Raw genomic sequence first — 17,748 nt, forward strand, 5'->3', positions numbered from 1 at the left:
AACTATTCGCTGTCGGTTCCGGCGCGCTTTTCGTCCCGGGCAGCAACTGTCCAACCATCTTGGGCCCTGTGGCCCCGTGACGCCGTGCTGGAGGTAGCACAATGACTGATCAAAAAGCGTCCGATGATGCGGGTTCCGCGTTCGATGTAGCGATCCTAGGCGGCGGCGCAGCGGGGTTGACGCTGGCACTGCAGCTGTACAAGGCCCGACCCGACACCTCGATTGTGGTGGTGGAGAAGAGTGTTCGGGCACCCGAGGCGGCGCACAAGGTGGGTGAGTCGACGGTCGACATCGCCTCGCACTACATGCGCGACGTGCTCGAAATCGAGCCGCACATCGCTGACGAGCAGCTGCAAAAGTTCGGGCTGCGGTTCTTTTTCACCCAGGGCGACAACCGGGACATCGCGCGCCGCGTCGAGCTCGGCCACGCACGTCCGACCCACGTCGCGACCACCTACCAGCTCGACCGTGGGCGCTTCGAGAACTACTTGTCCGACAAGCTGAGCGCTGTCGGCGTGGACGTGTGGGTCGGTCATAAGGTCGACGAGGTCGACCTTACCGGCGCAGGAGAACGTCACCACGTCGTCGTGACCACGCCGGATGGGGCACACCGCAATATCCGGGCTCGGTGGGTGATCGACGCCTCGGGCCGCGCTTCGATCCTGAAGCGCAAACTTGGATTGGCGAAACCCAACGGCCACAACGTGAATGCCGCATGGTTCCGGATCGATTACCCGATCGACATCGACGAATGGTCGAATGTGCAGAGCTGGCACGAGCGGATCAGTGACGGCCGCCGTAGGCTGTCGACAAACCACCTCATGGGTGAGGGGTACTGGGTGTGGTTGATCCCGTTGGCCTCGAACACGATCAGTGTCGGCATCGTCGTGGATGCCGATCTGCACCCGTTCGCTCAGATCAGCCGTTTCGAGAAGGCGCTCGGCTGGTTGCGGGAATACGAGCCGCAATGCGCCGAGGTTGTCGAGTCGCATCGCGACAAGTTGCTCGACTTCAAGGTCATGCGCAACTACTCGTACGGCTGTGAGCAGGTGTATTCCGCGGACGGTTGGTGCTTGACGGGCGAGGCGGGAATTTTCCTGGACCCGCTGTACTCGCCGGGGTTCGATGTCATCTCGATGAGCAACGGGCTGATCACCGATCTGGTCACCCATGCGCTCGATGGTGCCGACATCACCGATCTGGCCGCGATCCACAACAACGCATTCTTCATGGTCACCGACGGTTGGCTGCCGATCTACGAAGGCCAGTATCCGATCTTTGGCAACGCGCGGGTCATGAGTGCGAAGATCATGTGGGACACCGGGGTCTATTGGGCTGTGCCTTCGCTGCTCTACTATCGAGATCAATTCCGGCAGTTGGTCGATCGTCCGAAACTGGTAAGGCAGTTGGCTCGGATGTCGTCGATCACTGTGCCGGTCCAGCGGTTTTTCCGGCAGTGGTACGAGGTCGAACCGCGGGTGCATGCCGACGGCTTCGTCACCTACTACGACTTCGACTTCATGACCCGGTTCCACGAGGGCATGCTCGCCGAACTTTCCGACGCCGACCTGGGCGACCAGCTCACGGCAAATCTCAACGAATTGGAGCGGATTGCCGGCGAGCTCGTGTCGGCGGTGATCGCCGAGTGCGACGCCGCCGAGGACAAGAAGCGAAGTGATCAAGCCGATCGGTGGAGAGCCGACAAGGCATTGATGAGGCTGGTCGATATTTATCAGGCGCAAGGCAGTTCGGCCGATGTGTGGATCACCGTGGGGCCGGACGGGCTGGCCAAGGGAGGCGGCCGGGACTTCTCGGTTCGCCCCCACTCCGGAGACACGACCACATCGCTTCAGGAATCCGGCCTTGACCGCGCGGCAGGCGCGCTGGCAGGGAAGCAGTCACGATGACCAGATGCTCAGGCCTGCCCACTACCGGCTGGCCTGGTTCGGCCGCGGACGGAAATCGTCTGGATGAGCATGGGCAAGTCGGTCTGGGGAGACGAGATGGCGCTACAGGCACGAGCGATGAGTCGTCGCGAACGGCGGCGGCTGGAGACCTACGACGAGATCGTCGAGGTAGCCCGGGAAGTGCTGCGAGAAGGCCACGACCTGTCGGTGCGAGCGGTTGCCACCCAGATGGGGATGACTTCACCTGCCCTATATCGATATATCGATAGCATCGACCAATTGCACCTATTGGTCGCGCACGGCATATGCACCGATGTCGTTGCCGCCATGGACAAAGCGCGCGACCACTATTCGTGTGATGATCCCGCGGCTAGGCTGGCCGCTTCGGCCACCGCTCTGCGCTGCTGGGCGATGGCGAACCGAATCGAATTTCGGATGGCATTCGCGAACGCGACGCTTGCTGCCGCCTCCTGTCCGATTCGCCGTAAGGCGCTGGGATTGTTACCCGAAGGCGACGACGATTCTTCGAATCCGTTCGCCGCGCACTTCGCACGGTTGTTCATCGACCTGCACTCCCAAGGCTTGATCGTCGTGCCTACAGCCGACGACCTGGACCCCGGACTGCACGTGCTCATCCAGAAGAGCGCGGCCCAGCGCGACAATCCGTTCTATGCCGCCCTCGGTGTCGACGGGCTGGGCGCATACTGGCTGTTCAAACTGGCCTGGGTTCGGCTGTACGGGGTCCTGGTCGCCGAGGTCTACGGGCAGGTCGACGAGGAACTCATCGGCTCCGACGCTGTTTTCAACACGCTGATGCGCGAAACGTTTTCCAGCCTCGGCTTGGCCGACAGATGGGAACGGCTCGTCGAGGTAAGCCGCGACACCGCGCTGCGCGCGGACGATTAGCGTTCCGTATTCGACTCGTCTACACGCCAAGCCGGAGTTTCGCGTCGAATCATCAACGGCGGCAGGGAAGTTCCGCCAAAGATATCTCTCACTCGATGCGGCCACTTGCGAGGCAAGTAAGCGCAACGTAACCGGGCGAGGTCATGATCGTCGGTGCTGACCGAAAGGAATACGGCGCAAGGCAATCGACGAAACACTTTGCCTGGCGGTTGGGTGACTCGCCGCACCGAATGCTCCGGTCCGCAACGTCCGTAGCGTCGGCGTTGATTCGGCTTTGTGCCGAGCGGCACGCGCGACCGGCGGCACGAGACGGCCGCAGATGCCCGCTCGTGGGAACTGCAGCGGCCACAATCCGACATCGAGGAGTCAGCTTTGCCGACACTGCTGGAAATCACAACTCATCTCTTTCTTCAAATGCTGGTCATTTTGGTGACATATCGTCTTATTTGGCCTCTATTTCGTCGGCTAGCTCAGGTACAGGTCGTAGCCGTGATGGTCGCCGGGTTCGTACTGGGGCCGTCGGTGCTCGGGTCGATCTGGCCGGCCGCGCAACACTGGCTGTTCCCGACCACGGTGGACGTCGGGAACATCTCGATCATTCATCCGAATCTGACCGCGATCTACGCGGTGGGACAAATCGGTCTCGTGCTCTACATGTTCCTGGTAGGAGCATCGTTCAAACTCGATATTCTTGGTGCTCACGTCCGGCAGGCAGGTGCTACGTCGGCCTTCGGCGTTATGGTGCCGATGATCCTCGGCGGCCTCGTGGGCTGGATGATGATCTCGAATGGCGGCTATTTCACCGACAAAGTAAGCCCTTGGCAGGGTGCATTATTCCTCGCCGCCGCGGTCGCGATCACGGCTTTTCCGATGTTGGCGTGGATCGTTTATGATTCTGGGCTGATGAACACCCGGTTGGGCACGATGTCGTTGTCGTGCGCGGCCGTTGACGATGCCTGCTCATGGATCTTGCTGGCGGCCGTCGTCGCCACGGCCAAAGGTGAGATGAGTGATGCGCTGATCACCCTGGTCGGCGGCGTCGTGTATGTCCTGTTCATGGTGTTCATCGCGCGACGCTGGCTGGCGCGGCTCAACACCTGGTCGCGGAGCGGCGATACCGGGCTAACCGGCGGCATTCCGATCACCCACCTGACGATTGTGTTGCTCGTCATCCTTGCTGGCTGCTGGTTCACCGATTCCATCGGGCTGTTTTCCGTGTTCGGTGCATTCGTCGCAGGAGCTGTGATGCCGCGCGGTGAATTGCTCGATAAGATCCGCGACCGATTCGAGCCCCTGGTCGCTTACATGCTGCTACCCGCCTTCTTCATCTATTCGGGGCTGAACACGCAGCTGTCTCTCATTTTCGCACCCTCGGTGCTGCTGATGGGTGCGCTGGTTCTAGTCGTATCGTTCGCGGGGAAGTTCGGCGCTATTGGTCTCGCCGCGCGATGGCAGGGAATGGGCTGGCGAGAAGCGGGTTCGATGGGCGCCCTCGCCAACGCACGAGGACTGATGGAGCTGATTTTGCTGAACGTCGGGCAATCGGCTGGGCTGATCACAAACGAGATGTATACCATTCTGGCGCTGATGACGATCATCACCACCTTCGCTGCGACGCCGATTCAGCGGATCTTCGAACGCCGCGCATGGAAGGAAGGGTACGTTTTCGGTCCGACTGGGGAGGAACACAAACCAGCCGAACCTGCCACACCGGCGCCGCCGGGGGCGCTGGTGAAGCCCGCGGCTGCAACACCCGTGACGCCGGCGACGGTCGACGCTGAGTGAATGAATTGGGGCGCCGGCACAGAGGTGTGACGGCGCCCCGCACATTCGAGGTCATCGGCGTTGTCGAACAGGCGAATCGGAACCCTCGGCCTGATCAGCAGGGGTCTGGTTGTTGTGGTGAGGGCGGTTTCGCCGACTACGCTCATGACGGTGGTCAGCCTGCTCGTGGCGAGGAAGCGGCGGGCTTCGGTGACGGAAGCTCCGGTCATCCGCGGGCGGTTGCTGGCGATGTTCTTCCACTTCGATGTCCGTGTCGAGGAGGTCGAATACGTCGGTGCGGACGCTCATTCGCTGGTTTCGGTGCGCCCCGCGCTCTGTGAAGCGAGCGGGCCGCGGTGCTCGCCGAGCACCCTGCGTGAAGTCGTGGCACGAGTGCTCGGCGTGGCGGCGGGCCGCAACGCATGCCCGATCCTGCCCGGCGCGATCAGCGGGCCTCGCACAGTTCGCGGACCACAAGACGATGGCGCACGGCCGCGTATTTCGTGCCATCCGGCACCAATGACGAGATGAGCGGGGCCATCCGGACATAGTGCGACGGCCGGACAAGTCGACGTAGGCGACAGCTGGCCACTTCGTCGCCGAGCCTACGGCGCCGATGCGGCCTCGTCGACGAAGTGCCGCCGGTTGACCGCTATCGACGCCTGGGATTGGGCCGGCACGTCACCCTCCTCGTAGATCGCCTCGACCGGGCAGACCGCAGTACACGCGCCGCATTCGATGCAGGCCACCGGATCGATGAACAGCTGATCGTGGCTGTCGAAGGCGGGGCCATCAGGCGAGGGTTGGATCGCATCGACCGGGCATACGTCGTAACACGACGTATCCTTGCTGCCGATGCATCGTTCAGTGATCACATAAGGCATGCGTATCTCCTTGGGGTAATGCATCACCGTGTTCGCCGAATCCTGGACCGGCGGCGCCGCCCAGCTCGAGCAGCGCGGTAAATCCCTGCGGGAGCGCGGTGACGGTTGCGCCGGAATTGGGTGCAAGACCGAGACCGCGTCGAGGATGGTCAGCTCAGTGAGCCTGCGAGTATTCGTCAGCAGGAGGCTTGACCGTGTAGTGGCGGAGGCGGAACACGCCGCGAGCGACCAGAACCGGCAGGTGTGCCGGGCGAGGTACCCGCGACGGGCCGCTTCATGCTTCGATGTCGAAGAGCTCGGGAACCCGGAGCGCGAGCGTCATATCGCCCTCGACCTTCATTTTGCCGGCCATGAACGCCTTCATCGCGTCCTGGCGCCCCTCGGCGATGGCGAGCCAGATCTCGCTAGTGGTGGTGAAAGTGGTGTCCGGTTCGGCGACGCCACCGGGGATGAGGCGTCCCTGGCAGTCCTTGATCTCGACGGCCCACACCCCCGGGTCGAGATCGGTGAGCTGCCATTGGAGGGTGCGGTCGAGGCCCGCCGCGGCCTCGGTGCGGAGGCGGCTGGGCAGTTGGTCGAAGAGTTCGCCGACAGTGAGGGTCATGGGATTGTGCTCCTGATGCCGTATTGTTCAGGCGGGCTTCACTTCTCGGCCGGCCCGTGCGCGACAACGTTAGAGACACGGACTTCCCCGCGTATTACCGTTCTGGTAAGTGCGGTATGTCGCTGCGCTGCATGCGCGTACCCAGCAGCTGACGGCGGAGTTCGACGAACTCCCTCGGCGGCTGCACGCCGAGATCGCGCTGTATGGCATCGCAGAATGAATGCAGCCGGTGTTCGGCCCTGCCGTGGTTGCCGTTGCGCATCGACACCTCGATGATCACTTTGGTCGCCAGCTGGTTGTACCGATCCAGGCGCAGCATCTGGTAGGCCGACTCGAGAATTTCTTCGTCCGTGCCGCAGTCGATGTCGATCTGCATCAGGCGGGTGAGAGCCTGCGAGCACATGAGGTCGTATCGATGCCGGTAGGGCTCGAGCCAGTGGCACGATTCCGCGTCGAGCAGAGGACCCTGCGAGACGTAGTCCGAGACGCGTCGGTAGTAGAAGCGCGCGCGGGTGACGTCGCCTGCCACATCGCAGGCGTGGCCGCGCCGGTACAGCAGCTCGAGGTCGGCCACGTCGGTCCACCACAGGTCTGCGGACTCAAAGGTGTACACGCGGTTGGCGTGGTGCTGGATGAACGAAGATCGTTCTCGCGGACCGAGTTCCGGCTCGAGTAGCCGTTTGAGCGCATGCATGCTGACGTCGAAAGCCTGGATAGCCTTGCCGGGATCGGCCTCGGGCCACAGCGTGTCGACGAACTGATCAGCTGAGTACGGCTTTCCGGGGTTCAGCAGGAACCACAGCAGGATGTGCAGGCCCTTCCGGCGGCCGGTCTCCAACGTCACCCGATGGGCCCCGTGGTACATCCGGAGGTGCCCGAATAGGTAGGCGCGGTAGGGAGCCTCTCGCTCGAGCTCCCTCGGATGGTCGACATCGTTCCTGCGCAGGCCATCGATCGCGTATGCAGCAGTCATTGATCCCCCGTTTCTAGAAACCTGGCTGACGTGCCGAGGCGCCGTCGACCCGGTTCGAAGTTAACGATACTCACCAACGATAGGGCACGTCGCCAAAGTTTACGACCAGCAAAAAATGTGGGCACGCAAGGCCTGATCGAGGACAGCCCGGTCGGTGCTGGCCGGTTCCGGCGCGCCCGTAATTGACTATCTTTCGTTTCAGAATCAATAGGCATTCATCCGTCGGCCGGAAATGGTCGGGGACACTTTCCCGAAGAGTAAGTGGAATGTAACAGGGTCCGCTCAGAATAGTTCGCGACCCTGAAAGGCGGGGGTGCGTGAAAACAACTGCGACACAGCGGCGCGTCTCGTCGCATTCGAGCCGCCGGTCGCCGCCTTCGCGGCGCGTCATACGCGGGTTAATTCTCGGGAATTGTCGGAATCGGCGGCTGCCGGCCACCCGGACCCCGGTCGATCCGGATGCTGGTTTGCGCCTCCACCGATGAAGAATCCGTGTCACGGGTTCCGGTGGGCGTGGGCAGCGTTGCGGTTCGACGAGGGCAGCGGGTGAACAAGAAGCGGGTGCACCGGCTCTGGCGTGAAGAAGGCCTACAGGTGCGGGGGCATTCGCCGTGGAAGCGGGCCGGGTGCTCGCCGGTGCCGCCGATGGAGGCGGACGCCGGACACAAGAGATCACGATGACGGGAAGTGGTTCGGGAACTCTTTCAGCCGTAGGTGCCGCGCCTGGTTCTTATTTGCGGATGAAGACGCCGAGCTGTTCGGTGTTGTAGTACTCGAGCGTGAGCTCGGTCCCGTCGAAAGTGGCCTGCGAGACGGTGCCTCGGTTGGCGTTCTCCCCGGGCGGGGTGAAGACGAAGGTGTTGCCGCTCCAATGTTTCAGCGGGAATGTCATGTTTCTCGGACCCAAGGTGAGGTTCAGGGAACTATCGATGACACTGACCGTCGCCGGTCCGTAATATGCGTTGTCATAGGTGCCCGCATAGCTCGGCAGCGGTTGCGCCGGAATCGGATCGGAGGGCGGCTGTTTGCCGGCCAGGGCGCCCGACGGCGCGCTGATCGGTTGGAATGCCGTCCGGTACAACGTGCGCCAGTCCTGTTGAATTCTCCCGAATTGGACCAGGTCGGCGAACTCGGCGTTGAGCGTTTCCGGCACGCCGATCGGCGCCGCGTTGGTCAACGTCACGATGCCGACGTCGGCGGACGGGATCAGCGTGAACGCGGTGCCCGCGCCGAGGCCGAATGCACCGGAATGACCGAGTATCACCCGGCCCGCGGCGGAGTCGCTGACATTGAAGCCGAACCCGTAGAAGCCGGCGCGCGCGTCCGGCGTTTTCGGCGGCGCGGAGACCGCCTGCGGGGAGAGGGCGGGCAGCAGATCCTCCGGTGGCACGAGCACCGAGCCGCCCACGGAACCGTTCGCCAGCACCATCGCCATCCATTTACCCAGGTCGGCGACGGACGAACTGACCCCACCCGCCGGAGACTGCGCGTCCGGCTGGCGCGGCGGGTTCGCCACCGCGTACTTGCCGTCGACCAGGACGTGCCCCTCGGCGCGGTTGGCTCGGGCGATGAAGTCGGCGTAGCGCGAACTCGTCGCATCCATACCGAGCGGATCGTAGATGGTCTGCTCCGACAACGTCTCCCAGTCGGTACCCGCGGCCGATGACACGGCGACGGCGGCCGCGGTCAGGCCGAAGTTGGTGTACTCGTAGGAGTCCCGGAAGGTACCCAACGGCAGCAGTCGCAGCCGGTCGAGCACCTGTTGACGGTCGTAGCCGAGGTCTTCCAGCAGGTCACCGGCGTGATCGGGCAGTCCGGAGCGGTGCGCGTACAGGTCCCCGATGGTGACGTGCTCGGTGACGTACGGATCGGCGAGCGCGAACGACGGCAGCAACCTGTGCACCGGGGTGTCCCACTCGACGCCACCGGCGGCGATCCGGCGGGCGACGACCGTCGCGCCGATCGGCTTGGAGACCGACGCGAGTTGAAAGACCGTGTTCGCGTCCACCTTCTCCTCGGTGACGATGTTTCGGACACCGAATCCGTTGCTGTAGACGACTTTTCCACCGTGGACGACGGCGACCGCCATGCCGGGGATGTCGGAGGATTCCAGCAGCCCTTCGGCGAGTTCGTCCAGTTCGGCCACCGCGTCGTCGATCTGTCCGTCCGGGATCGGCACTCCGGCGACCTGATTGGGCATAGCCGAGTTGGTCGGTGTGCCGGTTGCGGGGGAGGAGGTCGAATCGTCGTCACCGCATCCTGTCACGGCGAGGGTGACGGCGGTCGCCATCGCCATGGGACCGAGCAGTGCACGCCGGCGTGTGCTCACGGATCGCCTCCTGGCTCTCGTAGCAACAAAAGACCAGTTAAAGGCTAGTTGAGGCGAGATTGCTGTGCGGAAGGTTCGAGCATCTCGCTCCGGCGCGGATCGTCCGGTCGGCTGGCCCTCGGGCTGCTCGCCAGCCTCCGCCGGGCGGGCGAACGTATCGTCCGGCAGGCAGGCGGCTGGTGTAGGCACCGCTGGGCGGGTCAACCGCGATGTCAGTGAGGGCGATGTCACCGGGCTGCCGAAGGGCGGAATCATGGGCGCCGCGACGGGAAACCCGTCGTGAAATGGGCGCCCGGTCGTACACCGGGCGCCCCGCTCCTATCCGGCAGCCGGTGTCTCCCGGATCTCGACGATCGGAAGCACCAGCGCCGCAGGCGAACTCGACGGAACCGCCGGATTTACCGGCGCGACCGGGGCGATCCGCCGATATCCAGCACCGATCGGAGGCCGCGTGTCCACCTCACCCTTGTTCGGCCAGTACGCCGCCGCCCGCTCGGCCTGTGCGGTGATGGTCAACGAGGGGTTCACACCCAGGTTCGCCGATACCGCCGCACCGTCGACGACGCTGAGCGTGGGGTAGCCGTACACGCGGTGGTAGCCATCGATCACGCCGTGCTCGGCGTCGGCGCCGATCACCGCGCCGCCGAGGAAGTGAGCCGTGAGCGGAATGTTGACGATCTCGCCCCAGCTGCCGCCGGGGATGCCGCCGATCTTCTCGGCGACCCGCCTGGTGACGTCGTTGCCGACGGGAATCCAGGTCGGATTGGGCTCGCCGTGCCCCTGCTTGCTGGTGAGTTTGCGGCCGAACAGTCCGCGCTTGGTGTAGGTGGTGATCGAATTGTCCAGATGCTGCATGACCAGCGAGATGATGGTGCGCTCGCTCCAGTTCTTGGTGCTCAGGAAGCTGAGCAGGTCCATCGGATGCCGCAGCACCATGCCGAGGAAGCGCAGCCAGCGCGGGATGCGGCCGCCGCCGTCGACCATGAGTGTCTGTAGCAGACCCATGGAGTTGGAGCCCTTGCCGTATCGGACCGGCTCGATGTGGGTGTCGGGTGTGGGGTGGATCGAGGAGGTGATGGCGACACCCTTGGTGAAGTCGGTGCCCGGGGCGACCTTCTTGGTCGCCGCGCCGACGATCGACTCGGAGTTGGTGCGCGTCAGCACGCCGAGCCGGTCCGACAGGTTCGGCAACACACCCTTGTCGCGCATCGCGAACAGCAGCTTCTGCGTGCCGCGCGTTCCGGCGGCGAGTACCACGTGCGCCGCGGTGAACGTCTGCGGGTTCTTGCGCACCCAGGCGCCGGTGCGGACGGTGGACACGTCCCAGGTCCCATCGGGGTGCGGCCGGAGCGCGGCGACCGTCGTCATCGGGATGACCTCGGCCCCCGCCTTTTCTGCGAGGTAGAGGTAGTTCTTGACCAGGGTGTTCTTCGCGCCGTACTTGCAGCCCACCATGCAGTCGCCGCATTCGACGCAGCCGGTGCGGTCGGGACCGGCGCCGCCGAAGTACGGGTCGGACACGGTCTTTCCCGGCTCACCGAAGAACACGCCCACCGGCGTCTGTACGAACGTGTCGCCGACCCCCATGTCGTCGGCGACGGACTTGAAGACCTCGTCGGCAGGCGTCATGTGCGGGTTGCGCACCACGCCGAGCATCTTCTGCGCCCGCTCGTAGTACGGGGTCAGCTCCTCGCGCCAGTCGGTGATGTCGCGCCACTGGGCATCCTGGAAGAACGGCTCCGGCGGCACGTAGAGGGTGTTCGCGTAGTTCAGCGAGCCGCCGCCGACACCGGCGCCGCCGAGGATGAGGACGTTGCGCAGTGGATGGATGCGCTGGATGCCGTAGCAGCCGAGCGCGGGCGCCCAGAGGAACTTTTTCAGCTCCCAGCTGGTTTTGGGCAGTTCGTCGTCGGCGAAGCGGCGGCCCGCCTCCAGCACGCCGACTTTGTACCCTTTCTCCACCAGCCGAAGCGCCGTTACGCTGCCGCCGAACCCCGAACCGACGATCAGCACGTCGAAATCCGTCGTCCGCTGGTCCATGTGGAACTCCTCATCGTGTCGCCAGTGACAGGGCTAACACTACTCCCGGGTAAGTAACGGTCCGCAAGTCGATCTGGACGACTTCGCCGCCGCATGGAGGGGCCGTATGCGCCCGTCCTCAGGTAGAGAAGAGCAATGCTCTCAATAGTTGACATCGCTCTCTCTGGCGAGCAAGGTCTCTGCTATGCCGACGACACCCCGCGCCCGCGCCAGGGCTCAGACCATGAACGACATCGTCCGGATCGGACGCGAACACCTGGCGACCGACGGCGCCGCCGCGCTCTCCCTGCGTGCCGTGGCGCGTGACCTCGGGGTGGTTTCCTCCGCCGTCTACCGGTACGTCCGCAGTCGCGACGAACTGCTCACCCTGCTCGTGGTGGACGGCTACAACGCACTCGGCGACGCGGCGGACGCCGCGCTGACCGGTGCCGCGGAGGATCCGATCGACCGGCTGCGCGTACTCGGCCGCACCGTGCGCAGGTGGGCGCTGGCCGAACCGGCACGCTACGGTCTGCTGTTCGGCACACCGGTGCCTGGCTATGAAGCGCCCGCGGCGGAGACCGTCGCGCCAGGTACCCGGGTGATCGCCACCATGCAAACCTTGTTCGCCCGCGCCTACGCGATCGGCAAACTGGCGCCGCCGAGCCGGGAGCCGCGCGTATCGGCTCCGCTGGCAGGCAGTTTCGCGCGGATCCGGGACGAGTTCCAGCTCGAGCTGCCCGACTGGCTGGTGGTCCGTGGCGTGACGTTCTGGGTCGGCTTGTTCGGCGCGGTGAGCGCGGACGTCTTCGACATGTACGGCCTCGATACCTTCGCCGACCGCGACGAACTGTTCGAACACCAACTCGACGCGCTGCTGGACATGCTCGGCTACCGCGGCTGACCTGCCATGCGGGCGGGGAGTCCCGACCGGCCGATCGTCAGGTGACGCATATGGGACAACGGGGACCGAGCGCGATCTCGAATTCGGCTATGTTGCGATGGACGCGTGACGGATCATGACGAACGATTACCTGCCTCGCCGGGACCCCGGGCCCCGCTCGCCTGGGCGCACCGGATCGGCGCGCGGATTCCCCTGGTCAACGCTCCGATGGGCGGAGTGGCGGGCGGACGGCTCGCCGCGGCGGTGACCGCCGCTGGTGGCCTCGGCATGATCGGAATGGGTAGTGCCGGATCGGTCGCAGCGCTGGAGCGAGAGCTGCCGCGGGTCCGCGGCGTCGATGGACCGTTCGGCATCGGCCTGGTCGACTGGGTGATCGCAGCCGAGCCCGAATTGCTGGAGGTCGCGATCGCCGCGCGGCCCGCATTGATCTCGGTGAGTTTCGGCACCGACCTCGGGTGGGCCACCCGCGTCACCGACGCGGGCATCGTCGCGGCCACTCAGGTGTACAGCGCGCAGGACGCACGGAGTGCGCAGGACGCGGGTGTCGGTGTCCTGGTTGCCCGTGGTGTGGAAGGCGGTGGTCATGGCGCGGTGAACTCGACGCTGCCGCCACTGCTGGAATCGGTGCTGAACGTCGCGTCGGTTCCGGTGCTCGCGGCGGGTGGAATCGGCACACCGTCGAGCTTGGCCGCTGTGCTGCGAGCGGGCGCGACCGGAGCATGGCTGGGCACCTGTCTCGCGGCGTGCGAGGAATCGTCGCTGTCGGAGGCGGGCCGGCGAGCGCTGCTCGCGGCGCGTGCCGAGGACACCGTGCTGACCCGCGCCTACGACGTGGGGACGGAACTGCCTTGGCCCGCACGCTTTCCCGCCCGGGTGCTGCAAACCGAGTTCACCGATCGGTGGACCGGCCGGGAGGACGAGCTGGCCGCGGACCCGTCCGCGCGAGCGGCGCTGGCCGCAGCGATCGCCGCCGGAGATCCGGCGGTGACGCCGGTCGACGCCGGTGCGGGCGTCGGTCTGGTCACCGCGGTGGAACCGGCCGCGCGAGTGCTCGATCGGCTCTGGTCCGGCGCGACCGCACACCTTGCGGACGGACCGGCCGCCGGGTAGCCGACGGGTTCAGTCCTCGCTGCTCACACGGTCGCCGACGAAATGGATCAGTCCGGGATCGGCGGAGGTCAGCCGGTCGACCTCCGCGCCGCCGGTGCACGGGAAGAGTGCGATGGTGACCGCACCGGAGCGGCGGCCGACCACCCGCCAGACCCCACCGGAGTCGTGCCAGCGGCGCAGCACCGCGACGGGATCGTCGGACATGCTCTGCTTCCTCTCGGTGGCGCTTGCGTGGTCGATGAAGAACGCGTCACCGCGGGACCGTGACGGGGTCGGTACAGCTGGCGGGTACGTCTACGAATGAGCAGTCCTTCGGCGGGCGGGTGGGCCGATAGTCGGGCGCGACGCCGCCGGACCGAGTGATGGCCGAGTATGCCGCCACCGCGTCGGTTGGTTTGCGGGTCAATGCGGGATCGGTCAGCACGTCGACGGTATAGAGGCCGAAACGCGGTGTGTAGGAACCCCACTCGTAATTGTCTGTGAGGCTCCAGTAGTTGTAGCCGATCAGGTTCATGCCGTCGGCCTTGGCACGCTGGAGCCAGTAGACGGTGTCGCGGAGCGAATCGGCGCGGCGGTATCCATCCGCACGCGGCATGCCGTTCTCCGTGGGCATGCCGTTCTCGACGATGTAGAGCGGCTTGCCAGGGAATTTGCGCGAATAGTGTTGCAGCGCATAGTAGATGCCCTCTGGCTGCAAGGGATTCTTCCACAGCTCCGTGAAGTTCATCATGCCGGTGATGGTGTCGGGGGACAGGCCGTAGTAGTAATCGATGCCGATGTAGTCGAGTTTGCCGCCGATCTTGTCGAACAGCGGCCTGTTCACCACGTCCTCGCCGCCGGGTATATAGGCGACGTTGCTGGTTACCATCGCATTCGGTCGGTCGCGGTGGATGTAGTCGTAGATGCTGTTGTGGGCCTGGGCAATTCGGTCCTTCATGGCGAGCGCCGAGGTCAGCGCGATTCCGCCGTGGCGCAGCTCATTGACGAGATAGAACGTGGGCTCGTTGAACGTCACCCACAGCGGGTTGTACGGGGCGTAACGGTCCACGACGGCACGCGCATTGGCCAGCCAGTCCTCGACGATGCCCGGGTTGTTCCATCCACCGCGGTCGACCGCCCATCCCGGATACACCCAGTGGTCGATGGTGAGCATCGGGCGCATGCCCGCGGCCGTGATGGCGGCGACCACGTTGTCGTAGAACCTCAGCCCGTCCGGGTCCCACTGACCGGGCTCGGGCTGGAGACGGGCCCACTCGATGCCGACCCGATAGACCTTGACGCCCAGGTCGGCCGCCAAGGTGATATCCGACCGGTAGCGCGTGTAGAAGTCGATCGAATCCCGGTATGGGTCAGCAGTTTTCCCGGACGCGACGTAGCGGGACCAGTTGCTGTCGGGGGCGTGACCCTCCGATTGGTATCCGGACGCGGCGACGCCCCACAGAAAGTCCGGGCTCATCGGCGCTACCTGAGCCGGTGGCGCCGGCCGCGCGGCGGCATGAGTGGTGGTCCCGATGAATGCCGCGGTGACTGCCGCGAGCACGGCCACGACGTGGCGGCGGTGTGATCGCATCGAACTCCTGTTCCGAGACGGATGGCGGGCGCTCGTCGACCTCCAGTGCGGGGGACCGGCGGGCGGCTACCACGGGGACAGGGTAACTGGTCAATTGTCCGTTTTTGGTCGAAGTGGGGGAGGGGAGTTGTGTGGACGGCCTCGTCGTTGGGATGGGGGAGGCGCAACCTTCGGTCGAGCGTGCTGCAAGCACGGCGGAAGGACGCGCGATAGGCGGTAGTCATCATTAACATATGGTTACGTAGATATTCGCATCTAACTATGTATCCATCAATTTCGTACTACACACCGCCACATACCTCACGAACAAAACAAACCGCCAAGAGGGGAAGGTGGGCGTCGCGGACGCTATCCCAGCACGGGAGAAACGGATGACGCGGCGAAAGTGCTTGTGAGATGCTCCTCAGTCGCCGGCTCGTCGATTTACCCGGGATACGGGGGCCGTGTGAGGATTCGAGTATGGTCGCGAATCCGTTGCCGCCGCTGGCCCGGTGGCTCGCCCAGCGGCGCTGGGTGATGCGCTGGGCGCCGGTCGTGCTGCGCGTGGAGCGGCTGATTCGCCGAGTCAGTGGCGGTCGGTTGGGCGTACTCGATCTCGTGGGGTTGCCATCGATCGAAATCACCGTGGCCGGCCGCAAGACCGGGATTCCGCGCACGACCTCGCTGCTGTATGTCCCATACGACGATGACTTCGTTGTGCTCGGCTCGAATTGGGGCAGTCGGGACCATCCAGCCTGGGCGGCGAACCTGCGTGCGGCCGACACTGCTTCGGCCCGGTGCAAAGGCGAACAGTTCCTGGTCACGGTCCGCGAGATCACGGGCGTGGAGCGCAAACGGTTCTGGGATCTGGCGGTCGAGTTCTGGCCCGGCTATGCAATGGAGTACGAGCTGTCAGGTGGCCGAGTGTTCCCCATTTTCGAATTGCGTCGCCTATCCGCCTGAAGAACAGGCCGATCGAACGGCAGGTGCTCCCGCGTCGCGATGACCGCGAGGCACCAAGCGGCACAGATCGAGTGGGCGTGCGGTCGGTTCAGGCACGGCCCTTGATCGTTTCCTGCCCCTGCTGCGCCATGTTCCCGTTTCGGGGTAGTAGAAGCGGGGTTGTCAGCAGGAGCAGACCGGCGATCGCGATCGCGGTGCGGAGACCGACGGCGTGGGCCAAAACACCCCAGAAGGCCGTCAACGCCGCGATGGTGGCGTTGTTGGTGATCGACCATGCGGATAGTGTCCGGGCGATTCGGTCGGTCGGCGTCTGGTCGAGCCGGTAGGTGGCGAACACCGGATTGAACACGCCGACACAGGTGACCAGGCAGAACTCGAGGGTGAGGACGAGGACGAGACCGCCTGTGCCCGCGCCGACAAGAGCCAAGCCGAGCGGCCAGCACACACGGAGTGTCCCGGCGGTGTACATGACCTTGTGCTGCCCGAACCGTGTGACGAGTCGACGGCTGAGTCGCGCTCCGACGAGGCCGCCGACGCACGGCGCTCCGAACGCGAGACCGTACTGCCAGGCGGCGAACCCGAGACGATCGAGCATGAGCAGGGCGAGCAGCGGTGCGGTGGCCATGATCAGTCCGTTGACGAGGATGGTGTGGAAGAACATCGGGCGCAGGGCCGCATGGGTCAGGATGCAGCGCCATCCTTCGACGAGATCAGCGACACGTCGTATGTCGGTTCGTTCGGGAGGCCGTTCCATTCCGCGGATCGCTCGAATCCCCATGGCGGACAGCAGGAAGCTGATCGCATTGGCGATCACGACTGTCACCGGACCGAACAGCCCGACCGCGGCTCCGCCGACGGGTGGTCCCAGCGCCGTGGCGGTCCACGTCGTGGACTCGAACCGGCCGTTCGCGACGAGCAGGTCCTCCGGGCGAACCAGTGCTTTCAGATACGCGCCACTGGCCGCCTTGAAGGCGATATCGGCCGCGGCCACCACGACCGAAACGACCAGCAGCTGGATGAAGGTCAACCAGCCGAGTGCGTAGGTGGCCGGCACGCTGAGCAAGGCCGCGCACCGGATGAGGTCCATCATGACCATGACCGGCCGCTTCGGGCGGAACTCCACCCAGGGACCGAGCGGTGCCGCGACCACGGCTCCTACCGCGAGCCCCGCGGCGGCCAGCACCGCCACCTGGGTCGGTCCGGCGTGCAGGACGAGGATCGCGATCAAGGTGAACGCGTCGAAGGCGAGCCAGGTACCGAAGGTGCTGACGGCGTATACGGCCCACAGCCATCCGAACGGCTTACCCAACGACTTGCTTTCGGCCATGCTCCGAACACCCCTGGTTGTCTCGATCCAGCGCCGACATCGACTCGCGAGATCAAAGCGGGCCGGTGAACGGCTGGTCAAACAACCGTTCGATCGATACTCACAACCATGCATTGTGTTAGGAGGTCGGGCCGGTCGAGCTGGCGGATAGGCCGGTGCCGCCGAGGATTTGCCGAATTCGGTTGTATTTTGAGTGCTCCGGTTGTGGTGGCTGGCGGTAGACCGGTCAGCGGCTTGCGGCGGAGGGTAGGAATCTCACAACTGGTAGTTGTCGATGGAGCGGCGTATGGATCTCGATATGGCGGCGTTGCGTGCGTTCGTCGCGGTGGTGGAAGAAGAGCAGTTCGGCCATGCCGCCGCCGTGCTCGGCATCAGCCAGCAGGCTGTGTCCAAACGCATCGCGAAGCTCGAAGCCCAACTGGGCACAGCCCTTTTCGAGCGTGGGCACGGCGGCAGCCCGCCGACCGGCGCTGGCGCCCGATTGCTGCCGCACGCTCGGGCGCTGCTGG

General features: G+C 64.9%; 16 protein-coding genes. 8 read left to right on the forward strand and 8 right to left on the reverse strand.

Annotation, left to right across the window (positions count from 1 at the left end; all coding sequences use genetic code 11):
• Window positions 1–101 precede the first annotated feature (101 nt).
• The 4 genes from NA4_RS16075 to NA4_RS16090 all read left to right on the forward strand — a co-directional run bounded on the left by NA4_RS16075 (window position 102) and on the right by NA4_RS16090 (window position 5,108).
• Window positions 102–1,907 carry an NAD(P)/FAD-dependent oxidoreductase gene (locus NA4_RS16075; protein ID WP_084497137.1) on the forward strand — a complete coding sequence of 602 codons (1,806 nt, stop codon included), beginning with the start codon at window positions 102–104 and terminating at the stop codon, window positions 1,905–1,907.
• Window positions 1,908–1,970: 63 nt separating this feature from the next.
• Window positions 1,971–2,813, forward strand: coding sequence for a TetR/AcrR family transcriptional regulator (locus NA4_RS16080; protein ID WP_157129051.1), 843 nt, complete (start codon window positions 1,971–1,973; stop codon window positions 2,811–2,813).
• Window positions 2,814–3,185: 372 nt separating this feature from the next.
• A complete protein-coding gene (locus tag NA4_RS16085) occupies window positions 3,186–4,598 on the forward strand; it encodes a cation:proton antiporter (RefSeq protein ID WP_067470457.1) in 1,413 nt (470 codons plus the stop codon).
• Window positions 4,599–4,742: 144 nt separating this feature from the next.
• Complete coding sequence (locus tag NA4_RS16090; RefSeq protein WP_067470443.1) at window positions 4,743–5,108, forward strand: hypothetical protein; 366 nt, start codon at window positions 4,743–4,745, stop codon at window positions 5,106–5,108.
• Window positions 5,109–5,182: 74 nt separating this feature from the next.
• Here the strand turns inward: NA4_RS16090 and NA4_RS16095 are convergent, their stop codons facing one another.
• The 5 genes from NA4_RS16095 to NA4_RS16115 form a co-directional block, all read right to left on the reverse strand.
• Window positions 5,183–5,461 (reverse strand): 4Fe-4S dicluster domain-containing protein, encoded by a 279-nt coding sequence (locus tag NA4_RS16095; RefSeq protein WP_067470458.1) that lies wholly within the window; start codon window positions 5,459–5,461, stop codon window positions 5,183–5,185.
• Window positions 5,462–5,735: 274 nt separating this feature from the next.
• A complete protein-coding gene (locus NA4_RS16100) occupies window positions 5,736–6,065 on the reverse strand; it encodes an SCP2 sterol-binding domain-containing protein (protein ID WP_067470444.1) in 330 nt (109 codons plus the stop codon).
• Window positions 6,066–6,159: 94 nt separating this feature from the next.
• Window positions 6,160–7,038, reverse strand: a complete 879-nt coding sequence (locus NA4_RS16105; RefSeq protein WP_084497138.1) for an AfsR/SARP family transcriptional regulator — start codon at window positions 7,036–7,038, stop codon at window positions 6,160–6,162.
• Between the two features lie 730 nt (window positions 7,039–7,768).
• Window positions 7,769–9,334, reverse strand: coding sequence for a serine hydrolase (locus NA4_RS16110; protein ID WP_067470445.1), 1,566 nt, complete (start codon window positions 9,332–9,334; stop codon window positions 7,769–7,771).
• 351 nt (window positions 9,335–9,685) lie between these two features.
• Window positions 9,686–11,407, reverse strand: coding sequence for a GMC oxidoreductase (locus tag NA4_RS16115; RefSeq protein WP_067470446.1), 1,722 nt, complete (start codon window positions 11,405–11,407; stop codon window positions 9,686–9,688).
• 184 nt (window positions 11,408–11,591) lie between these two features.
• Here NA4_RS16115 and NA4_RS16120 point away from each other — a divergent pair, with 184 nt between their 5' ends.
• Together NA4_RS16120 and NA4_RS16125 are read left to right on the forward strand one after the other, a co-directional pair.
• A complete protein-coding gene (locus tag NA4_RS16120; protein WP_067470447.1) occupies window positions 11,592–12,290 on the forward strand; it encodes a TetR/AcrR family transcriptional regulator in 699 nt (232 codons plus the stop codon).
• A 105-nt stretch (window positions 12,291–12,395) separates the two neighbouring features.
• On the forward strand, window positions 12,396–13,400 hold the full coding sequence (locus tag NA4_RS16125) for an NAD(P)H-dependent flavin oxidoreductase (RefSeq protein WP_373862796.1): 1,005 nt from the start codon (window positions 12,396–12,398) through the stop codon (window positions 13,398–13,400).
• 9 nt (window positions 13,401–13,409) lie between these two features.
• Here NA4_RS16125 and NA4_RS16130 read toward each other — a convergent pair whose 3' ends face one another.
• Entirely contained in the window at window positions 13,410–13,604 is a 195-nt protein-coding gene (locus tag NA4_RS16130; RefSeq protein WP_067470449.1) for a hypothetical protein, read from the reverse strand.
• A gap of 46 nt (window positions 13,605–13,650) precedes the next feature.
• Complete coding sequence (locus tag NA4_RS16135) at window positions 13,651–14,970, reverse strand: family 1 glycosylhydrolase (RefSeq protein WP_067470450.1); 1,320 nt, start codon at window positions 14,968–14,970, stop codon at window positions 13,651–13,653.
• A 459-nt stretch (window positions 14,971–15,429) separates the two neighbouring features.
• On the opposite strand from NA4_RS16135, the gene NA4_RS16140 reads away from it, so the two are divergent.
• Window positions 15,430–15,912: a nitroreductase family deazaflavin-dependent oxidoreductase gene (locus NA4_RS16140; RefSeq protein WP_067470451.1), complete on the forward strand. Its 483-nt coding sequence runs from the start codon at window positions 15,430–15,432 to the stop codon at window positions 15,910–15,912.
• Between the two features lie 88 nt (window positions 15,913–16,000).
• On the opposite strand, the gene NA4_RS16145 is transcribed toward NA4_RS16140, so the two are convergent.
• Window positions 16,001–17,239 carry an MFS transporter gene (locus NA4_RS16145; RefSeq protein WP_067470452.1) on the reverse strand — a complete coding sequence of 413 codons (1,239 nt, stop codon included), beginning with the start codon at window positions 17,237–17,239 and terminating at the stop codon, window positions 16,001–16,003.
• A 286-nt stretch (window positions 17,240–17,525) separates the two neighbouring features.
• On the opposite strand from NA4_RS16145, the gene NA4_RS16150 reads away from it, so the two are divergent.
• A partial coding sequence (locus tag NA4_RS16150; RefSeq protein WP_245671407.1) for a LysR family transcriptional regulator occupies window positions 17,526–17,748 on the forward strand: 223 nt, incomplete at its 3' end.

Source organism: Nocardia amamiensis NBRC 102102 (assembly GCF_001612745.1).
GTDB lineage: Bacteria > Actinomycetota > Actinomycetes > Mycobacteriales > Mycobacteriaceae > Nocardia > Nocardia amamiensis.

Bases quoted from the DNA above. Each gene is read 5' to 3' on its own strand.
- NA4_RS16075 (WP_084497137.1), top strand. From the start codon at position 102: ATGACTGATCAAAAAGCGTCCGATGATGCGGGTTCCGCGTTCGATGTA.
- NA4_RS16080 (WP_157129051.1), top strand. From the start codon at position 1,971: ATGAGCATGGGCAAGTCGGTCTGGGGAGACGAGATGGCGCTACAGGCA.
- NA4_RS16090 (WP_067470443.1), top strand. From the start codon at position 4,743: ATGACGGTGGTCAGCCTGCTCGTGGCGAGGAAGCGGCGGGCTTCGGTG.
- NA4_RS16095 (WP_067470458.1), bottom strand. From the start codon at position 5,461: ATGCCTTATGTGATCACTGAACGATGCATCGGCAGCAAGGATACGTCG.
- NA4_RS16100 (WP_067470444.1), bottom strand. From the start codon at position 6,065: ATGACCCTCACTGTCGGCGAACTCTTCGACCAACTGCCCAGCCGCCTC.
- NA4_RS16105 (WP_084497138.1), bottom strand. From the start codon at position 7,038: ATGACTGCTGCATACGCGATCGATGGCCTGCGCAGGAACGATGTCGAC.
- NA4_RS16110 (WP_067470445.1), bottom strand. From the start codon at position 9,334: ATGGCGATGGCGACCGCCGTCACCCTCGCCGTGACAGGATGCGGTGAC.
- NA4_RS16115 (WP_067470446.1), bottom strand. From the start codon at position 11,407: ATGGACCAGCGGACGACGGATTTCGACGTGCTGATCGTCGGTTCGGGG.
- NA4_RS16120 (WP_067470447.1), top strand. From the start codon at position 11,592: ATGCCGACGACACCCCGCGCCCGCGCCAGGGCTCAGACCATGAACGAC.
- NA4_RS16130 (WP_067470449.1), bottom strand. From the start codon at position 13,604: ATGTCCGACGATCCCGTCGCGGTGCTGCGCCGCTGGCACGACTCCGGT.
- NA4_RS16135 (WP_067470450.1), bottom strand. From the start codon at position 14,970: ATGCGATCACACCGCCGCCACGTCGTGGCCGTGCTCGCGGCAGTCACC.
- NA4_RS16140 (WP_067470451.1), top strand. From the start codon at position 15,430: ATGGTCGCGAATCCGTTGCCGCCGCTGGCCCGGTGGCTCGCCCAGCGG.
- NA4_RS16145 (WP_067470452.1), bottom strand. From the start codon at position 17,239: ATGGCCGAAAGCAAGTCGTTGGGTAAGCCGTTCGGATGGCTGTGGGCC.